15 protein-coding genes are annotated in these 17,454 nt (G+C 65.2%); 10 read left to right on the top strand and 5 right to left on the bottom strand.

Translation table 11 applies throughout. The annotated features are described in order from the left end of the window. Nucleotides 1–249 precede the first annotated feature (249 nt). The 4 genes from BRAGE_RS0140845 to ugpB all read right to left on the bottom strand — a co-directional run bounded on the left by BRAGE_RS0140845 (nt 250) and on the right by ugpB (nt 4,150). Nucleotides 250–1,227 (bottom strand): aminoglycoside phosphotransferase family protein, encoded by a 978-nt coding sequence (locus BRAGE_RS0140845; protein ID WP_027563175.1) that lies wholly within the window; start codon nt 1,225–1,227, stop codon nt 250–252. Between the two features lie 18 nt (nt 1,228–1,245). Further along, the gene (locus BRAGE_RS0140840) at nt 1,246–1,521 is read right to left on the bottom strand and encodes a protealysin inhibitor emfourin (protein ID WP_028146492.1); all 276 of its coding nucleotides are present in this window, start codon (nt 1,519–1,521) and stop codon (nt 1,246–1,248) included. 31 nt (nt 1,522–1,552) lie between these two features. After that, nucleotides 1,553–2,584, bottom strand: a complete 1,032-nt coding sequence (locus BRAGE_RS0140835; protein ID WP_027563177.1) for a M4 family metallopeptidase — start codon at nt 2,582–2,584, stop codon at nt 1,553–1,555. A gap of 237 nt (nt 2,585–2,821) precedes the next feature. After that, the gene (ugpB, locus tag BRAGE_RS0140830; protein ID WP_035730616.1) at nt 2,822–4,150 is read right to left on the bottom strand and encodes a sn-glycerol-3-phosphate ABC transporter substrate-binding protein UgpB; all 1,329 of its coding nucleotides are present in this window, start codon (nt 4,148–4,150) and stop codon (nt 2,822–2,824) included. Nucleotides 4,151–4,346: 196 nt separating this feature from the next. Here ugpB and BRAGE_RS0140825 point away from each other — a divergent pair, with 196 nt between their 5' ends. The 10 genes from BRAGE_RS0140825 (at nt 4,347) to BRAGE_RS0140780 (ending at nt 15,985) form a co-directional block, all read left to right on the top strand. Further along, nucleotides 4,347–5,342, top strand: coding sequence for a TRAP transporter substrate-binding protein (locus BRAGE_RS0140825; RefSeq protein ID WP_027563179.1), 996 nt, complete (start codon nt 4,347–4,349; stop codon nt 5,340–5,342). A 6-nt stretch (nt 5,343–5,348) separates the two neighbouring features. Then, nucleotides 5,349–7,427, top strand: coding sequence for a sensor histidine kinase (locus tag BRAGE_RS0140820; protein WP_231164168.1), 2,079 nt, complete (start codon nt 5,349–5,351; stop codon nt 7,425–7,427). After that, complete coding sequence (locus BRAGE_RS0140815; RefSeq protein ID WP_027563181.1) at nt 7,397–9,142, top strand: ATP-binding response regulator; 1,746 nt, start codon at nt 7,397–7,399, stop codon at nt 9,140–9,142. The genes BRAGE_RS0140820 and BRAGE_RS0140815 overlap by 31 nt, the downstream gene beginning before the upstream one ends. Before the next feature lie 40 nt (nt 9,143–9,182). Continuing rightward, nucleotides 9,183–9,920 (top strand): response regulator, encoded by a 738-nt coding sequence (locus tag BRAGE_RS0140810; RefSeq protein ID WP_027563182.1) that lies wholly within the window; start codon nt 9,183–9,185, stop codon nt 9,918–9,920. Between the two features lie 441 nt (nt 9,921–10,361). Further along, the gene (locus BRAGE_RS0140805; RefSeq protein ID WP_027563183.1) at nt 10,362–10,973 is read left to right on the top strand and encodes a sigma-70 family RNA polymerase sigma factor; all 612 of its coding nucleotides are present in this window, start codon (nt 10,362–10,364) and stop codon (nt 10,971–10,973) included. A gap of 564 nt (nt 10,974–11,537) precedes the next feature. Further along, nucleotides 11,538–12,236, top strand: a complete 699-nt coding sequence (locus BRAGE_RS0140800) for a cytochrome c biogenesis CcdA family protein (protein ID WP_027563184.1) — start codon at nt 11,538–11,540, stop codon at nt 12,234–12,236. A gap of 23 nt (nt 12,237–12,259) precedes the next feature. Continuing rightward, on the top strand, nt 12,260–12,847 hold the full coding sequence (locus tag BRAGE_RS0140795; RefSeq protein ID WP_027563185.1) for a thioredoxin family protein: 588 nt from the start codon (nt 12,260–12,262) through the stop codon (nt 12,845–12,847). Between the two features lie 84 nt (nt 12,848–12,931). Beyond that, nucleotides 12,932–13,906 carry a hypothetical protein gene (locus BRAGE_RS0140790; RefSeq protein ID WP_027563186.1) on the top strand — a complete coding sequence of 325 codons (975 nt, stop codon included), beginning with the start codon at nt 12,932–12,934 and terminating at the stop codon, nt 13,904–13,906. Nucleotides 13,907–14,267: 361 nt separating this feature from the next. After that, a complete protein-coding gene (locus tag BRAGE_RS0140785; protein ID WP_027563187.1) occupies nt 14,268–14,861 on the top strand; it encodes a L,D-transpeptidase family protein in 594 nt (197 codons plus the stop codon). Nucleotides 14,862–14,947: 86 nt separating this feature from the next. Then, nucleotides 14,948–15,985 (top strand): amino acid ABC transporter substrate-binding protein, encoded by a 1,038-nt coding sequence (locus BRAGE_RS0140780; RefSeq protein ID WP_027563188.1) that lies wholly within the window; start codon nt 14,948–14,950, stop codon nt 15,983–15,985. Between the two features lie 221 nt (nt 15,986–16,206). On the opposite strand, the gene BRAGE_RS0140775 is transcribed toward BRAGE_RS0140780, so the two are convergent. Beyond that, nucleotides 16,207–17,346: an acyl-CoA dehydrogenase family protein gene (locus BRAGE_RS0140775; protein ID WP_027563189.1), complete on the bottom strand. Its 1,140-nt coding sequence runs from the start codon at nt 17,344–17,346 to the stop codon at nt 16,207–16,209. Between the last annotated feature and the right edge of the window lie 108 nt (nt 17,347–17,454).

The raw sequence follows: 17,454 nt of genomic DNA, 5'->3' as shown, positions 1-17,454 counted from the left end.
CTGGATTCGCAAGGTTCGTGCCAAGGCTTAACGAGGTGTTACGCTCGCGACAACATACTGAAATATCTGATGATTTTCTATTTCCGCCGGATATTGCAGGAAGCGACCATGTCCCCGCTTGCATACAAAGATAGGAGATTGCTCAGAAATTGAGCTGATAGAAATGGAAGCCCATTCGAGAGGCGATTGTCATTCCGGGGCGATGCGTAGCATCGAGCCCGGAATGACGGAGAGGTGCGGCCGGAGCGCTCAGCTCGCCCAGATCAGATCCTGCAATTCGACCAGATCTTTCGCCTTGTCCTGCCAGCCCTCGAGGCAGATGTGGCTGTTGAGGTCGCTGGCACGGTGCAGCAGCATCAAGGCCATCAGCCGTCGCTTCAGCGCGTGGTCCGGCCTGGCATAGCCGAAGCCTTCGAGCAGGCTGCGCACCCTCCCCGGCCGGCCCGCGGCCATGAAGGCGCTGGGGCCGAGCAGATCGTAGTCGCGCCAGCCGGCGAGCACGTCGCCGAAGTCGAACAGGCCGGCCAGCGACCATTCGCCGTCATCGCAGGCGAGCAGGAAATTTTCCGGAATGTATTCGCCGATCAGAATCACCGGCGGCGCATCCATCGGAATCAGCTCGGCTGCGTCGCGCAGGAGATCGTCGAGACCGGCGAGGAATTTCGGCGCAAGGCCGAGACACTCGTGCCGCGCGCGGCAACCCTGCATCTGGGCGCGCATGAACGCGTCCCAGCGCGGCTCGATGCTCGCGAGAGGACCGAGCGGCGCGCGCTGCACGGCGGCGATGGTGTCGCCGATCTGGCGCAGCACGCGCTCCTTCTGCTCTTCCGGCAATTGCGGCCACACCTCCGAGCCGAGCGTACCGGCAAGGCGCGTGATGACGAGATAGGGCCAGCCGTCACGCTCGCCTTCGGCGACGATCTCGGGAATCGGCAGATCCAGATGCCCCCTAAGCTGCGTCAGCGAGCCGCGCTCTGAGACGAACTGCGCGCGCAGCATCGGCGGGAAGATTTTCAGGATCAGGCCCTCACCGAGCCCGACCACGAGATTGGTGCCCGTCGCAAACACATGAGGCGCGCCGACATCGAGACCGTGGCCGCGCGCGATATCGAGTGCGACCGGCAGCCATCGCGCGCGGTCGGCGCGCAGGGCGCGGTAGGCCTGAAGGTCGGTCGAAGCCGCGGCATCCCGGGCCGCGAGCGAATCCGGCGGCGGCGTCTCCTTCATCACGGCGCCAATCTGATCCTATTCCAGGACATCCTTGACGCTGTTCCTGACGGGCGCGGGGACCGCGTGCTCGGGGACCTCGATCGTCCTGGCGCCGCGCGTGATCTTGTAGGTGAACGCGTCGGCCTGGCCCGGATGCGCGGCGGGGATCTTGCCCGGATCGGCAAACAGCTGCTCCATCGTCTGCTGATCGGCTGGCGACAGATCCGACAACGCCACTTCACCACGGCTCTTCAGGTGAGGGCCGCCGAAGCCGGCAAACCCTCCGACGCGCTCGATCTTCAAGCGATCCACGCTTCCTTCCTTTCGTAGCGCTGCAACCGGTTTACAGCCCGACCTTCTTCCATCCCGCATCGACGGCGGCGAAGACCGGAGGCTCGCCGGGATACAACGTCTGGGCACCCTGCCGGGTCCGCGCTGCAAACGCCTTCATCGTCATGTGCGGCGCCGGCCCGAAACCGGTCAGCGCAAGGTACCACACCTGCCCGATCCTGGCCCAACTGTTTCCGCCGAGCGTGGTGCAGGCCGTGTAGAAGGCGAGGTTCGGCGGGCCGCTGGAATAATGCGGATCCATGCCGGGCGTGATTTGCGAATATTTGGTCGGCTGCGGCGCGAGGCAATGCTTGGCGGCGGGATTGGCCATGTCGCGCAGGCAGCCAAAACCCTTCTTCTTGGCGGCCGGCCCCATGATGTCCTTGCCGATCAGCCAGTCGGCCTTCTTGACGTCCTGCTTGGCCTCCCACTGCCGGAACATCGAGCCGAAGCAGTCGGAGATGCTCTCGTTGAGGCCGCCGGCATCGCCGCTATAGGCGAGCTGCAGACTGTGCTGGGTCACGCCATGGGTGAGCTCATGGCCGATGACGTCGTTGCCCCTGGTGAAGTCGACGAAGATACTGCCATCGCCGTCGCCATAGATCATCTGCGACCCGTTCCACATCGCGTTGTTGTAGTTCTCGCCGAAATGGACCGACGACATCATGGTCATGCCGTGATCGTCGATCGAATTGCGGTTGAAGACCTGCTGGTAGAATTTCGCGACCTTGGAAGTCTGGTTGAAGGTGCGCTTGACCGACCCGTCGGAGGACGTCTTCGGCTTCGACACCGGCGTGCCCGGCAGCGTCTGCGTGTGCTTGCAGTCGTAGACCGTGACGGCCGGCACTGTAGCCAGTGTCACGAGGCCGGCCGAACGCGCCGCCGCAACGCTGGTCAATCGCGCGGCCTGATTGCGCAATTCGCGCAGTTCATGGCTGATCTGGACCGTGTCGACCAGCTGCTTGCGCAGCGGGGCGGACAGCTTCTTGTCCTGGGAAAGCTTGGTCAGAACGTCGTTCGGGATGATGCAACATGTGCAGGGCATTGAGGATCTCCATTGCACTTTCCGAATATGGATGGATGAAACAATCTCGAGATCATTCGTGCCGGCGAGCGGCATGCGCTGGCGCCGGCCTGGCGTCACGCATGCGGGATTATCGCAGGCGACGAAGCCGTTGCGTGTGAGATCGCGCACACTTCCGGGTTGCGTGATATCCGATCAGGTTCGGCCGGCGAATGATGGTCCCCCCGCGCGGGAGCAGTCCGGCGATCCGCGTTGCGGCTAGCGGTCCGGGCTGGCGCGCTCGAACTGGCGGAGCAGCTTGTTGCCGCGCTCGACCGCGGAATCGAGCGCGGATTGCGCGCTCTTCTGGCCGGCGAAGGCCTGCTCCAGCTCGTCCTCGATCGCGCCGCGGATCAGCACGAAGGAGCCGAGCCTGATGCCCTTCGAATTCTCCGTCGGCGGATGCAGCGTAATCTCCTCGAACGAGATCGCCGAGCCCGGATTGCGCTCGTAAAAACCTTGCGCGCGCGTCAGCTCGTAGGCGGCGCGGGTGATCGGCAAATAGCCGGTGTTCTGGTGCCAGGCGGCCTGCACGCCGGGCTGCGACAGATAGGCGAAGAACCGCGCCACGCCCTTGTATTCCTGGCGCGGCCGGTCGCGCAGCACCCACAGCGTGGCGCCGCCGATGATCGAGTTCTGCGGCGCGTCCTTCACGTCGGGCCAGTACGGCATCAGGCCATAGCCGATCTCGAATTTCGAATTTGCCTTGATGTCGGCGCGCGTTGCCGAGGAGCCGATGAAGATGCCGCACTCGCCCTTCTGGAAGCGCGGCTCGGCCGCCTGCCCGCGGCCGCTATAGTCGAACGCCTTGGTCTGCTGCCATTCAGCGAGCTGGGCGACGTGCTTGACGACAACGGGATTGTTGATGGTGAGCGCCGCATCGAGGCCGGCAAAGCCGTTGGTGCGGGTCGCCAGCGGCAGATTGTGGAAGGCGGAAAGATTCTCGACATGGATCCAGGACGGCCAGGACGTGGTGAACCCGCACACCGCGCCGCGCTCGCGCAGGCGCTTTGCGGCGGCACCGAGCTCGGGCCAGGTTCTTGGCGGCGTCTCCGGATCGAGGCCGGCGTCGCGGAACATGGTCTTGTTGTAGTAGAGGATCGGTGTCGAGGAATTGAACGGGAAGGACAGCAGGTTGCCGCTCGCGTCGGTGTAGTAGCCGGAGACCGCGGGCAGGTAATCGTTCAGCGAGAACGGCTCGCCCTGGTCCCGCATCAGGCTGAACACCGGATAGATCGCGCCCTTGGCGGCCGTCATGGTGGCGGTGGCGACCTCGTTGACCTGGACGATCGCGGGCTGGCTGCGCGAGCGGAAAGCGAAGATCGCCGCCGTCACCGTCTCGGTGTAATTGCCCTTGTAGGTCGGGACGATGCGGTAATCGGATTGCGAGGCGTTGAAGTCGGCGGCGAGCTTTTCGAGCTGCTTGCCGAGCTCGCCCGACATCGCGTGCCACCAGGCGATGTCGGTTGCCGCTTGTGCCCGTGGCGTGAATGCGAGGACCGCAGCGGCGGCAACGACCTGCAAAAGGCGCAATGCTGAAGTCACCATGGCTCTTCCCGTGCCCGCACGACCAAAGCGGCAGCCTTTGCTTAAGGCCCGGCATTGGCGGTTTCAACCGCCAATGCGCTTCGACCGCGCCGCACAATCGGCAGCGGTTCCGCCGGGATGGCCTTCCCTTAACCATCTGCTAGATTGCATTGAACCTTTTGCTCCTGCCATAGACTCCATCTCTGAGGGGTTGAGTGTGCCAGTGCTAAACCGTGCCGAACTCTCGCGGACCGGGGTGATCTTCGTTGCGCTTCTGCTCGCCATCTGTGCGACGGACGCCGCGGCGCGCGAATTCCGCGCCGCCGACACCCAGACCGAAGACTATCCGACCGTCCAGGCGCTGCGCTACATGGGCGCCCTGATCAGCGAACGCACGGGCGGCCGGCACGAGATCAAGGTATTCCACTCCCGCCAGCTCGGAGAGGAAAAAGAGACCATCGAGCAGACCCGGGCCGGCGCGATCGACCTCAACCGGACCAATGTGGCGCTGATCGGCAATTTCGTTCCGGCCATGAACGTGCTCGCCATGCCGTTCTTGTTCCGGTCCATCGAGCACATGCAGAAGGTGCTGGACGGACCGATCGGCAACGAGATCCTCGGCAGCTTCGAGCCTTACGGCTTCGTCGGGCTCGCGTTCTACGATTCCGGGGCGCGGTCGATCTACAACGGCGACCGTCCGGTGACGAGCATTGCGGATCTCAAAGGCCTGAGGATCCGGGTGCAGCAATCGGAGTTGATGAGCGACATGATCCGCTCGCTCGGCGCCGTGCCGGTCGAGCTTCCCTACGGGCAGGTGCTCACCGGGCTTGCGACGCATCTGATCGACGGGGCGGAAAACAACTGGCCATCCTTCGTGACGACGGACCATTACAAATATGCGGGCCATTACACGCTGACCGAGCACACGATGAGCCCGGAGGTGCTGGTGATCTCGCTCAAGGCCTGGCGGAGCCTCTCGGTGGACGATCAGAAGATCTTCCGCGAGGCGGCGCTTCGCTCCAGCCGCTTCATGCGCGAGAAGTGGCGCGACCTCGAGGAACAGTCGCAACGCAAGGCGGAAGCCGCCGGCATCACCGTCGTCAAGGACATCGACCGCAAGCCGTTAGAGGACGCGATGGCGCCGATCTACGCCAAGGCCGCGCGCGATCCCGCCGCGGCCGCGCTGATCGAACGCATTCGCAAGGTGGAGTGAGCCGCGTTGGCCGCGCTTGGACACAGCGATCATCCAGACCGGGCCCCCGGCCCGATCGGGCGGCTGCGCGCGCGTCTCGTCGGCCTGCTCCGGGCGGTGCCGATCCGCTGGCGCATCCTGTCGATCGCGGCCCTGAACTCCGCCGTGGTGGTGGTGCTGGTCGGGATGATCTGGAACGGCGCGCAGGTGCTGGGCTCGGCCTGGGGCGACGTCCGCCAGGTGCGCGAGTCCGACCGCATCCTGGCGCTGCTCGAGAGCGAGACCGGGCGGCTGCAGAACCTGATCCACCGCTACATCAACCAGCCGAGCCCGGACCTGTTCGCCGAGATCCTGCTGCTGCGCGAGGCGGTGCTGGGCACGCTGACCAACCGCGCCGCCAAGGACCCGATGCTGTCCGGCTCGGTCGAGGAGCTCGAGCGCACCACCGACCGCTTCCTCAACGGCTTTGGCGAGCTGCGCAGCGTGCAGGCCACCATTGCCAAAACCTATGAGGAGCAGGTGCAGGGCCCGGCCAAGGACATGGCCGGCCTCTATTCCATCATCGAAGGCGCCACCGGCCATCGCGACGCGCTGATCTGGCCCTCACTCGGCAAGTCCCGCGAGGCCTTCACCGCGATGCTGGTCGCCGCCAATTCCTACTATCTGTCGCAGTCGTCAGGCGCCGCCGACGACGCGCGCCACAACACCGAGACGATCGAGAAGACCATCCCGGTCATGCTCGATCTCGCCGACAACGACCTGCAGAAGATGGCGCTTGAAAAGCTCGCGACCCGCACCACGGCGCTGCGCGAGGGCTTTGCAAAGCTGTCCGAGCAGCTCGCGAGCCGCACCGAGCTGCTCCGCAACACCATCGACGCCAGCCAGGCCGAGGCGATCGGCGCCATCGACGATCTCTCGACCAAGATGCGCCAGCGCGAGCAGAAGGCGCAGGAGACCTTCGACCGCACGCTGGCCGACATCTCCCGCCGCGTGCTGTCGATCGCGGTGATCTTCCTCGGCATCATCCTCACCGCCGGCGTGCTGATCGCGCTGTCGATCCGCCTGCCGCTGCAGCAGATCATGGCGGCGATGCGCGCCATCACGCTCGGCGATCTCGATCGCGAGGTGCAGGGCACCAAGGCGCGCGACGAGGTCGGCGCCATGGCGCGCGCGGTGGAGGTATTCCGCGAGAACGCGATCGCCAAGCGCCAGACCGAGGACGAGCTGCGCGCCTCCAAGGAGAAAGCCGAGAGCGCGCTGCTCGAGCTCAACGCTGCGCAGCAGAACCTGATCGACGCCGAGCGGCTCGCAGCCCTCGGCGGCCTCGTCGCCGGCGTCGCGCACGAGGTCAACAACCCGATCGGCATCAGCCTGACGGTGGCCTCGAGCTTTGCCCGGCGCACCGAGATCTTCGAGGCCCAGCTCAAGGGCGAGGGCGGTCTGCGCCGCTCGCAGCTCGACGAATTCGTGCAGTCCTCGCGCGATGCCTCGCAGCAGCTGGTCGCCAACCTCACCCGCGCCGGCGAGCTGATCCAGTCGTTCAAGCAGGTGGCGGTCGACCGCTCCCATGCCGAGCGGCGGCAGTTCTCACTCAGCGAAGCAACCGAGCAGATCATCGCCAGCCTGAGGCCGGTGCTGAAGCGCTCGCCGATCACGCTCAAGGTCGACGTGCCCGAGGGGCTGCTGCTCGACGGCTATCCCGGCTCCTACGGCCAGATCCTGACCAATCTCTTCCTCAACGCTGCCAACCATGCCTTCGCCGACGGGCGCGCCGGCACCATCACGATCTCGGCGCGACCGCGCGGGACCGAGGACATCGAGATCATCTTCACCGATGACGGGGCCGGCATGACCCCCGACGTGCAGCGCCAGGCCTTTGACCCATTCTTTACCACCCGGCGCAACGAAGGTGGCACGGGACTCGGCCTTCATATCGTCTATAACCTGGTGACCCAGCAGCTTGGCGGACGCATGATGCTGGAATCCAAGCTGGGACAAGGCACTACTTTTCGGATTATCATGCCGCGGGTCGCCAAGGGCGGCGCGCAAAGCACAGAGACTGACGGGACTTCTCAATGGCCGAACAGGACGATGTCCTCCACCTGATCGACGACACCGGTACCGCGCCGGAGGACCAGAACGCACGGAGATGGAAGATCGCCGTCATCGACGACGATCCGGCCGTGCACGACGGCACCCGCTTCGCGCTGTCCGACTACAGCCTCAACGGCCAGAGCCTGGAGATCCTCTCGGCGCATTCCGCGGCCGAAGGCCGCAAGCTGATGGCCGAGCACGGCGACATCGCCGCGGTGCTGCTCGACGTCATCATGGAGACCGACGTCGCCGGCCTCGAGCTGGTCGAGTTCATCCGCAACGAGCTCAAGAACGAGACCGTGCGCATCATCCTGCGCACCGGCCAGCCCGGCCAGGCGCCGGAGCGGCGCGTGATCGTGCAGTACGACATCAACGACTACAAGGCCAAGACCGAGCTCACCGCCGACAAGCTGTTCACCTCGCTGACCGCGGCGCTGCGCTCCTATCAGCAGCTCGAGCGCATGGTGCAGACGCGGCGCGGGCTCGAGATCATCATCGACGCGGCCTCGACGCTGTACGACTTCAAGTCGATGCAGCGGCTCGCCGAGGGCGTGCTGACCCAGCTCGCCTCGCTGCTCAATGTCGACTGCGCCGGTATACTGGTGCTGCGCGACAATGGCGGCGTCGATCCCGAGCTCTCGGTGCTTGCGGGGAGCGGCTGCTACAGCCGCTTCATCGGCACCACCTCGTCGCGGGCGCTCGACCCTGACTTGCGCGAGCTCGTGGAAGCCGCGTTCCAGCGCCGCAAGAACGAGTTCGCCGACCATCGCAGCGTGATCTATCTGCGCACCGGATCTGGCCGCGAGGTGGTGGTGCTGCTGCAGGCCGAGCGCGAATTGTCCGAGACCGACCGCTCGCTGGTCGAGATCTTCTCCAGCCGGCTCTCGATCGCCTTCGACAACGTGATCCTCTACCAGCAGCTCCAGGACGCCAACACGCAGCTGGAGGATCGCGTCGCCCAGCGCACCCGCGCACTGATGCAGGCCAACCGCCGCCTCTCGGCGCAATGGCTGCGGCTGCAGCGCGCCAACGGCTTCAAGAACGAGATTCTGGGCACCGTCGCGCATGATCTGAAGAACCCGCTCGGCGTCATCCTCGGCCGTACCGAGATGCTGAAGGAGCTGATCTCGACCGGTGCGTCGGCCAGCGGCGTGGTCTCCCAGGTCGATCACATCCGCGACGCCACCAAGCGGCTGACCACGATGGTCGACCATCTGATCTCGGACGCGATGGCCGATGCCTTCGACATCACCATCCGCCGCGAGCCGGTCGACGTCGCAGCGCTGGTGAAGGAGGTCGCCGACGCCAACCAGCCGCTCGCGGTCAACAAGCAGCAGATGATCAGCGTCACCGCCCCGCCCAACATCGTCACCATGTGCGACACCGACCGCATCCGCGAGGCGATCGACAACCTCATCAGCAACGCGATCAAGTATTCGCCGATCGGCGGCAAGATCGGCGTCGCCGTCACCCATGAGGGCAGCGACACCATCATCCGGGTCAGCGACGAAGGCGCCGGCCTGTCGCCGGAAGATCTCGGCCGCCTGTTCGGCCGGTTCCAGCGGCTGTCCGCCAAGCCGACCGCGGGCGAGAGCTCGACGGGGCTTGGGCTTTCCATCGTCAAGCGTATTATCGACATGCATGGCGGCGAGGTGACGGCCGAGAGCGAGGGCCCCGGCAAGGGCGCGACCTTCACCATCACCCTGCCCGCGACCGAGATGCCGTGATTTGAGTACCGAGATCCAAGATCCTGGATTCTGAAGTGACATGACCCAAAGCCAGCACATCATGATCGTCGACGACGAGGCCCCGGCCCGGGAGATGGTCGGCGATTACCTCAAGATGCACGGCTTCACCGTGACGCTGTGTGACGGCGGCAAGTCGCTCCGCGCCGCGATCCAGGGCAGCATGCCCGATCTCGTCGTGCTCGACCTCAACATGCCGGAGGAAGACGGCCTCTCGATCATCCGCGACCTCAAGAGCCGCATCAACGTGCCGGTCATCATGCTCACCGCGACCGCGAGCCCGATCGACCGCGTCGTCGGCCTCGAGCTCGGCGCCGACGACTATGTCGCAAAGCCCTGCGAGCTGCGCGAGCTGATGGCGCGCATCCGTTCGGTGCTGCGCCGGAGCACGCCGGTGAAGGCGGCGGCGGCGGAAGCCGCGGCGGCGAAATCCGACAAGGACCAGCTGGTGCGCTTCGGCACCAAATGGCTCGATCTCGAAGCGCAGGCCTTGCGCGACGACGAGGGCAACGAGCATCCGCTGACCGCGTCCGAGTTCGGGCTGTTGAAAGTGTTCGCGGCCAATCCGAAGCGCGTGCTGTCGCGCGAGCGCCTGCTCGAGCTTGCCAATGCGCGCGACGCCGAAGCCTTCGACCGCGCGGTCGACCTGCGCATCATGCGCATCCGCCGCAAGATCGAGCCCGACCCGACCAAGCCCGCCGTGATCCGCACCATCCGCGGCGGCGGCTATCTGTTCTCGCCCGCGGGCGAGAAGGCGTAAGCAGGCTCACACTCCGCTGTCGTCCCCGACAAGCGTAGCGCAGCGAAGCGCTGATCCGGGATCCATAACCACAGGCCGTGGTTATGACGCGGAGCTCGTAACTCCGAGTCTTCGCCAAACCCCTCCCTATGGTTATGGGTCCCGGGCTCGCTTCGCGCCCCGGGACGACACCTCGTAGGTGCCGCGCGACCGAACGCAAGAGCCGCAAATTCGTTCCTAACGACACAAGGCGCCGCCAAATCGTCACCCCCGTATTTTCCCTACATTGAAATTCCACGATTTTTTGCCGCGAATGTTTCGTCGTGCCCTTTTCGACGAAACAATTTGGCGGCGCACGAAACCATTTTCCGCTTTTCGTGCAGACGTCCCGAAACGTTGGCTGATTAACACTTTGGTCCAAGGAAACGCCGCTCGGTTGCGGCGCACCGGGGAGCTAAGTCAATGCCGAACGTCATCGCCATCAACGCCCAGGCCAGCCAGAGCATCATTGCCGCTCAAGCGACCTCGGACGATATGCTTCTGGAGAGCATTGCCGACGGCAACCGGACGTCCATGCACATCCTTTATTGCCGACACAATGTGCGGGTCTATCGCTTCATCCTGCGCATCGTGCGCGATGCCACCACAGCGGAAGACCTCGTCAGCCAGGTGTTCTTGGACGTGTGGCGGACTGCCGGCCAATTCCAGGGTCGCTCGCAGGTCTCGACCTGGCTGCTCTCGATCGCACGCTTCAAGGCGTTGACCGCGATGCGCCAGCGGCGCTTCGAGGACATCGACCAGGAGGACGTGCGCCAGATCCCTGACGACACCGACACGCCGGAGACCTCGCTCGACCGCAGCGACACCAGCGCCATCCTGCGCGCCTGCGTCGCAAAACTGTCGCCCGCGCATCGCGAGATCATCAACCTCGTCTACTACCACGAGAAGTCGGTGGAGGAGGTCGGGCAGATCATCGGCATCCCCCAGAGCACGGTGAAGACCCGCATGTTCTACGCCCGCAAGCAGCTGGCCGATTTGCTTAAGGGCGCCGGCGTCGATCGTTTCGCCGCGTAAATCCAAGGAATTCAACGGGATAGGACCGAAACCCAGGCCCTGTCCCCGGACACGGAAGTGTTACCGCCGACGAAACAATTGAAACGAAGCACAACATCAGGCGGAAAAACTTCCCTCCTATAAAGCCCACATACGGTTTTCGTTAAACCTCCCAAGGACCTCCAGCGACCCGGACGATGCCCCCGTCCGGGTCGTTTTCTGTTTGGGCCTGAGGCGCTGCCGCGGACTCCTGCCTCTCCTGCTGGGTTAGGTGGGCACCGCTCTCTCATTCCCTCCCCCCCTTGCGGGGGAGGGGCAGGGAGAGGGGTACCGCACGGGGACTCCAACGATTCGTGCCCGCGGCACGATCGCAGGCGGATAGACCGTTTCCTGGGCCACCCCTCTCCCCCGCCCTCCCCCGCAAGGGGGGAGGGAGCGCACCGTCGCTGCGGCTGGCGGAGTGCCCCTGCATCGCCGCCTGCGAGCTACACTGGAAACAACCGCCCCGTCACGAACGTGTGACACGGCGTAACGACCGCCTCACCCACTCCGAACTGCCCTCGTGACCTCCATCACGAGGGCTCCATGCTCGAACTGCTCTTCGCTCTCCTCGCCGGCATCCTCACCATCGCCGCGCCGTGCACCCTGCCGATGCTGCCGATCCTGCTTGGCGCCTCGATCGGGCGCGCGGGGCATCTGCGGCCAGCGATGATCGCGCTCGGCTTCGTCGTCTCGTTCTCCGCCGTCGCGCTGCTGCTCGGCGCGCTCACGCGGGCATTCGATTTCGATCCGAATGTGCTGCGCGAGGCCGCTGCGATTCTGCTGCTCGGTTTCGGCCTGCTGATGTTGTGGCCGGCGCCGTTCGAATGGCTGTCGATCCGGCTCAATGGCTGGCTCGACCTTGGCGCTGCGAGCGCCACGCAGCGCGAGGGCGCGCTTGGCGGGCTCGTCCTCGGCACCACGCTGGGCCTGGTCTGGACGCCCTGCGCAGGGCCCGTGCTCGGCTCGATCCTGACGCTGGTTGCGACCTCGAAGAATCTGGCCTGGGCCGGCACGCTGCTGGTCGCCTATGCGATTGGCGCGGCGATCCCGATGCTGGCGATCGCCTATGGCGGACAGGCCGCGACCACGCGGGTGCGCAGCCTCGCGCGGATCTCGCCGCGGCTGCAGCAGGGCTTTGGCGTCGTCGTGATCGGCTTCGCGGTCGCCGCCTACTTCCAATACGACACGCTGATCGTGGCGTGGCTCACCGGCTTCTATCCCACCGGCCAGATCGGCCTGTGATCATCCCAACGGAGAACACGTCCATGACTGTCAAACTGCTCGCCGTTTCCGCCGCCCTGGTCGGCATGGCCGTCACCGGCGCCGTCATCCCCGGCATCTGCGACGAGGCCGCGCGCGCAACGCCTGTCGTCGCCGCCGCGGCAACGCCGGTCCAGGTGGCGGCCGCGAGCCAACAGGCCGCGCCTGACTTCACCGGCATCAACACCTGGTTCAACTCGAAACCGCTTGGCATCGCCGACCTGCGCGGCAAGGTCGTGCTGGTCGACTTCTGGACCTATGGCTGCGTCAACTGCGTCAACACGCTGCCGCACGTCACCGATCTCTATGCCAAATACAAGGACAAGGGTCTCGTCGTGGTCGGCGTGCACACGCCGGAATTCCCGTTCGAGCGCTCCGCCTCCAACGTCCAGGCCGCGCTGAAGCGCCACGGCATCACCTATCCGGTGGCGCAGGACAATGACTCCAAGACCTGGAACGCCTATCGCAACCAGTATTGGCCGGCGCAATACATCATCGACCAGAGCGGCAAGATCGTGTTCCAGCATGAGGGCGAAGGCGCCTACGACCAGATCGACCGCACCGTCGCCGGGCTGCTGAACGTCAACAGCTGATACCGCATCAGCGGCTTTCGGTTGCAGCTTGACTCCACGGACCCGTCCGTGGAGTTTCGCGGGCGACGGAATCAGCCGCCCGCAATGGCCGACGCGACCACCAGCACCGACATCCGCCTTCGTGAAGGCTCCTCGATCGCGCAGCGGCTGGTCATGGCCGGCTCTGCCGCCGCCGTCGCGCTGTGCTTCACGCCGGGCCTGTTCACGCACGATCCCCTGGAAATCATCATCTCCGTGGTCGCGCTGCTCGTGGGAACAGGGTTCGTCATCGGCATCATGATGGCGCCGGCGGTGGTGTGGATCATCACACCGAACGAGATCTTGATCGGGCGGCAGCGTCCGTTCGGAAAGCTCCAGACGCGGGTCGTCGGGAAGGACGACATCAGCGGACTGCAAGTTCCCGGCAGCAAGCGGGTGAAAGCCCGCTTTCAGCTCGTCTTCACGCTCGCTTCGGGCGAGCGCCTTACCTCCCCGCCGATCTCCGACGTCACGCATGTGCATGACACCGTGGCGCGGATCGCCGCGCAGTTCGAGGTCCCCAATGTCGAGGCACCTCGCAATCCACTCGATGCCAGCAATCCCGAGATGCTTCTTGGCGAGCCGCTCGAGCCGTTTTCCGCGCGAGACATCCGCATCGTCGCGCTGATCGCCGTCGCACTGTCCGCCGTGCCCTACGCCTACAAGCTCTGGCGCGGGTGGCCGCCCAGCCATGTCGACATCCTGCTGCTGCCGCTCGGTGCGCTCGCGGCGTTCGCCGTGTACCGCTACGCCAATCTCGTGACCGGCGCGTTCTGGATCATCCGCGAGAGCGATATCCGCGTCGAACGCTTGTGGGGCGACGGTACGCCGCGCGTGGACCATATCGAGGGGCGCGACGTGAAGACGATCAGCGTGGACCGTCGCGGCCGCTCGGAGGACGAGCACTGCATCGTCACGATCCGCCTGCGCTCGGGACGACGGTTTCGCAGCCCGCGCATCGGCTCGCGTATCGAGGCCCGCGCCGTCGGGGCCGAGATCGTGCGGCGGCTGGGGATCGCGGCGGAGAGCAATAAGATCTGACTCGATGCATCTTGATGCAGGTGGTCTGGCCCCGGGCTCAGCCTCTCCCGCTTGCGGGAGAGGCCGACGTGCTCGAAGAGCACGGCGGGTGAGGGTTCTCTCCTCTGGGGGAGTGTCCCATCGCGGAGGTACCCTCTCCCCGACCCTCCCCCGCAAGCGGGGGAGGGAGTGCACCGCCTTCGCCGCGACAAATACGGCTTTTCGCGCCATCCCCTGTTTGTGGCATTGCCCGGGGCCCGTCAAAAAACCATAGCCATTCTCGTGACATACCTGCCGGGCGTGCCATCAACTTGCCATGAACTTGCCCCTGAGATTTGATGGTTCCGAATGATTTGCGCTGTGGCAGCGGGGAGAGCTTCACATGACCGATTTTCGTCGCCTGACCGGGACGTTCTTGGCTGCGATGGGACTGATCCTGTCCGCGCCGCAGGCCTTCGCCCAGCAGCCGGACCGCGGCGACGAGCCGGGCCTGGTCGCCGATGACAGCTATCAGCTCGATCCGGAATGGCAGAAGCAGGTGGTCTATTTCCGCACCACCGAGGCGCCCGGCACCATCATCGTCTCGACCGCCGAACGGCACCTCTATCTGGTTCAGCCCGGCGGGCGCGCGATCCGCTATGGCATCGGCGTCGGCCGCGACGGTTTCCAATGGCAAGGGCTGGTGACCATCACCAACAAGAAGGAATGGCCGGACTGGACGCCGCCGCCGGAGATGATCCAGCGCCAGCCCTATCTGCCGCGCTTCATGGCCGGCGGCCCCGGCAATCCGCTCGGGGCGCGCGCCATGTATCTCGGCACCACCGTCTACCGCATCCACGGCACCAATCGCCCCGACACGATCGGGACCAAGGTGTCCTCGGGCTGCTTCCGTCTCGTCAACAACGACGTCGCCGATCTCTATGATCGCGTCCCTGTCGGCACCAAGGTCGTCATCCGGCAGAAGCCTGAACTCTAAGGCTACCGTCAGGGCATGATCTCCCCGATCATGCCCTGCGCCCTCCCCCAAGATTCCTTTTCCCGATTTTTCGAGAGAGCAACATGATGCGCACATTTCGAGGCGGCCTGCTGATCGGGCTCGCGGTCGCCGTGCTGGTCGCCGTTCTGGCCATCGTCTACGAGTTCTACGACACCCGCACGCTGAAGCGCACGGTTCGCCGCGGCGAGGTGCTGTGCGGTGTCAACAAGGGCCTGCCGGGCTTCTCGATCCCCGACGACAAGGGCAACTGGACCGGCTTCGACGTCGATTTCTGCCGTGCCGTCGCGGCCGCGATCTTCAACGACCCGAGCAAGGCCAAGTTCGTGCCGCTCGACGCCAGCGAGCGATTCAAGGAATTGCAGAGCCGGAAGGTCGACATCCTCTCCCGCAACTCGACCTGGAGCATGGCGCGCGAGCTCGACTACGACCTCTATTTCCCGGCGGTCGCCTATTACGACGGCGCAGGCTTCATGTTGCCGCGCTCGCGCAACAAGGAGACCGCGCTGGACCTGACCGGGAGCAAGGTCTGCGTGCAGACCGGCACCACCACGGCGCTCAACGTCGCCGACTACTTCCGTGCCAACAACATGAAGTATGAAGAGGTGAAGTTCGACAAGCTGGATGACGTCGTGAAGGGCTACGACACCGGCAAGTGCGACACGCTCTCCGCCGACGTCTCCCAGCTCTATGCGCTCCGGCTGAACCTGTCGAAGCCCGGCGACCACATGATCCTGCCGGACATGATCTCCAAGGAGCCGCTCGCCCCCGTCGTGCGCCAGCGCGACGACGACTGGATGATGATCGTGAAGTGGACGCTCTACGCCATGATCAACGCCGAGGAACTCGGCGTGTCCTCCGAGAACATCGACGAGGCGCTGAAGTCGAAGAAGCCCGAGGTGATGCGCCTGGTCGGCACCGAAGGCAATTACGGCGAGCAGCTCGGCCTCACCAAGGACTGGGTGGTCCGCATCATCCGCAACGTCGGCAATTACGGCGAGATGTACGAGCGCAACATCGGCGAGAAGTCGAAGCTGAAGATCCCGCGCGGCATGAACCAGCTGTGGAACGCGGGTGGCGTGCAGTACGCGCCGCCGATGCGGTAACGGTCTCGCCGTCGTCATTGCGTTGACGGTGTTGCCAAAGCGTACGCTGCGTTCCCTCCCCCCTTGCGGGGGAGGGTTAGGGAGAGGGGTGCCACACGGCACACTCTATCCCTTCGTCCTTCACGTGAGCTGACAGACCTTTTCCTGGGCTACCCCTCTCCCCCGCCCTCCCCCGCAAGGGGGGGAGGGAGCGCAGAGTGCCTTGTCGCACGCGCCTCGCCTCAATACCCCCGCGCCCGCGCGAGCTGCTCGGTGTGGTAGTTCGCGTCGCCGAACAACTCCTCGCACACCCGTGCGCGCTTCATGAAAAAGCCGATGTCGAACTGGTCGGTCATGCCCATGCCGCCATGCATCTGCACGCCCTCCTGCACCGCGCGGGTCGCGGTGGTGCCGGCGCGCGCTTTTGCGACGGCCACGGCTGAGGCGGCCTTGGCGACATCCGCATCCAGCGCCTGTAGCGCCTTCATCGTGGCGGCGCGGGTGATTTCGATGTCGACATAGAGTTCGGCGGCGCGGTGTTGCAACGCCTGGAATTCACCGATCAGCTTGCCGAACTGCTTTCTGTTCTTGAGGTACTCGACTGTGCGGTTGAAGACTTCGTCGCTGAGGCCGACCATTTCGGCTGCGACCGCGCCGCGCCCGATATCGAGCACGCCGTCGAGCAGGCCAGCGCCCTGATCGACCTCGCCGAGCACGCTGTCGGCATTGACCTCGACATTGGCAAGCTCGATCCGCGCCGCGTTGTGCGCATCGACCATAATGGTGCGCTCGATCGCGACGCCCTTGGCCTTCGGGTTCACCAGGAACAGCGTCAGGCCGTCGCGCTCGCCGGCGGAGCCAGAGGTGCGCGCGGCGACGATCAGGAGATCGGCGACGTGGCCGTCAACCACCAGCGCCTTGGCGCCGGAAAGTTTGAAACCGTTGCCGGCGCGCACGGCCTGCAGGTTGGTCTGGAGCGGGCGGTGCTTGGCCCCCTCGTCGATCGCAAGCGTCGCAAGCAGCGAGCCGTTCGCGATCTTCGGCAAATAGTCCGACTTCTGCGCGGCATTGCCGCCGCGGTTCAGCGCCGAGGCCGCGACCACGCTGGTGGCGAGGAAGGGCGACGGCATCAAGGTGCGGCCGATCTCCTCCATGACGATTCCGGCCTCCATGACGCCGAGGCCGCTGCCGCCGAACTCTTCAGGCACCAGGAGGCCGGCAAAGCCCATCTCGGCGAAGGACTGCCACAGCTCCTTGGAGAAGCCGGTCGGGTCCTTGGAGTCGCGCAAGGATCGCAGGTGCGACACCGGCGCCTTGTCGCTGATCAGCCCGCGCGCGCTGTCGCGGAGCATGGATTGTTCTTCAGTGAGGACGAGGGCCATGGTGTTCAGTCTCTAACGTCTGGCGGAATGCATATTTGTCGAAGTCATTCCGGGGCGATGCGCAGCATCGAACCCGGAATCTCGAGGTTCCGGGTTCGTCGCTTCGCG

The organism is Bradyrhizobium genosp. SA-4 str. CB756, from assembly GCF_000473125.1.
Taxonomy (GTDB): domain Bacteria; phylum Pseudomonadota; class Alphaproteobacteria; order Rhizobiales; family Xanthobacteraceae; genus Bradyrhizobium; species Bradyrhizobium arachidis.
The sequence above is the reverse complement of the archived record's forward strand: the minus strand, read 5'-3'. Positions and strand labels throughout refer to the sequence as shown.